2 protein-coding genes are annotated in these 2,059 nt (G+C 38.1%); both read left to right on the forward strand.

Annotated features, from left to right (window positions below):
- The first annotated feature begins 117 nt into the window (after window positions 1-117).
- Window positions 118-1,047, forward strand: a complete 930-nt coding sequence (locus R7D93_RS25095; protein WP_064368915.1) for a glycosyltransferase family 2 protein — start codon at window positions 118-120, stop codon at window positions 1,045-1,047.
- The gene (locus R7D93_RS25100) at window positions 1,044-1,907 is read left to right on the forward strand and encodes a hypothetical protein (protein ID WP_213869033.1); all 864 of its coding nucleotides are present in this window, start codon (window positions 1,044-1,046) and stop codon (window positions 1,905-1,907) included. Before R7D93_RS25095 ends, R7D93_RS25100 begins: the two co-directional genes overlap by 4 nt.
- The last annotated feature ends 152 nt before the right edge of the window (window positions 1,908-2,059 follow it).

The following is a 2,059-nucleotide window of genomic DNA, read 5'->3' on the forward strand; positions in this document are numbered from 1 at the left end:
GCCGTTGACGGAGCAGTTGCAAAATGAAGTGCTGTCATTACCGATGTCGCCTTACTTGAGTGAACAAGAGAGAAGTGTTGTGGTCGATGCAGTGAACTCTTTTGAGGTCTAAGAGTTATGCAAGGGCAGGTGCGAGTATTGGAAGACGTTGTCTACGTCTTCTTCTGCTACAAGCAATCAAGTTATCTCGATAAAACGCTTCCGGCGGCATTACATCAAACTGCATGGCCGAGCCAGCTGTTAGTATTGGACGATTGCTCTCCGGATGATAGCCATGAAAAGATTCTGTCGCTTTTAGAGTTTGCGCCAAAGGGATTGAATATTGAATATCGGCACAATGAACACAATATTGGTTTAGTTAGCCAAATCAACTCCTTGCGCGGACAGTATCAAGACAAGCTTATTATTGTACAAGCTGGCGATGATATAGCGATGCCGAACCGAGTTGAGGAAACTTATGAAGCCTGGTTGAAAAATGGTAAACCAAGCTTAATTATTGGTAGTTACGACAAAATTTCCGAGCAAGGCGATATCATTGAGCCATTTGAATCGATCAAGCAGAATAAAAAGCCTTATACACTCGAAAATATTATTAATAGAAAATGTGCAGTAGATGGCTGTTGCGCCGCTTTTACGTCTGATGTACTGAACGAGTTTGCTCCTTACAACAAAGATATCATCAATGAAGATCGCATCAATGTCCTTCGAGCCTTTTTGTTAAATGGTATTCATCATGAAAACAAAAAATGGATCCAATATCGATTAGGTGGCATATCAACGTTCGCAAAAGAAACACGTGAAGAAAGGTATAACAACACAGTAATTAATGCTCAGCGTGAACTGCAAGATCTTAAAATGAACTTGCGAGATGCAGAGAGTAAAAACGCCACTAAAGTTGCGAGTGCGATTAAAAAGCGTATGTGTACCGCTGAGTTTATGGCATCACTTCCACAATCAAATTTTGCTTTGTACAGCGAAGCGATTTGTTATCTTGTTAAAACATTGGATTATCGAACGGTTTTAAAAGTTTTGCGTAGGTTAAAATGAATACAATTAAAAATATAAAGCAATCGATAAGTATGAAGAGGCATTTTGCTTCAACTTTCCGTTCATTCAAAAAGCGAAGTGATAAAAGCACTGATTTACCTCAAGACTTTTATCGTACACATGAGAAATGTACGGTTTTAGGTAATGGACCTTCCTTAAAATCAGATATTAATAATATTAGTACAGATACTGATGTGATTGCTGTTAATCACTTCTCAGAGTCTGAGCATTTTACGGCGTTGAAACCTAATAAATATATTTTAATTGATAGCTATTTCTGGGATGAAACCACCCATAGCTCTCTGGTGGAAAAAAGAGATAAATTGTTTAAAGATCTAAATGAACTTGTGTCTTGGGAAATGCAATTGATTATTCCTGACTTTGCTGACAGAGAGTTCATTCAAGGCAATATCAAAAACAGCAACATAGCGATAAAAGTGCTGCGAGCAATTCCTAGTAATGTAACTAATATTAAATATGGCCCAATGGCACTATCTTCTGGTATCGTCGCACCTCCAGCTGTCAATGTGCTTATCTTTGCTGTGTATGTAGCAATTCTATGTGAATATGATTCAGTGGAAATATTTGGAGCGGATATGAGCTTCCATAATGATGTCCATGTTGATCAAGAGAGCAACCGGCTTTATATGGTCTACAAGCATTTCTATGGAAAAGAAGAGAAGTTGCCGCTCCTAGAAAATCCTCAAAAGGTCAAACCTTTTAATATGACGGACTTGATGCGATTAACTTTCTTGACGTTTTATGCACATCAATTGTTAAATAAATGGGCTGAGCTCAAAGGGGTAAAAATCGTGAATAGGTCTAGTTTCTCTATGATCGATGCTTATCCTAGACGATGAAATGACAGGTAAATAGACGCTACAATTGTAATGTCTATTTACCGATGATCATTTATTTTTCTGTAACCACATAGATTCAGCGAAAGTAAAGTCCTCTGGCCAATCTATATCAATTGAGCTCTCTGCATCCTGTATGTACATCGAAGGCTTTA

The organism is Vibrio sp. YT-15, assembly GCF_033337445.1.
Classification (GTDB): Bacteria; Pseudomonadota; Gammaproteobacteria; order Enterobacterales; family Vibrionaceae; genus Vibrio; species Vibrio alginolyticus.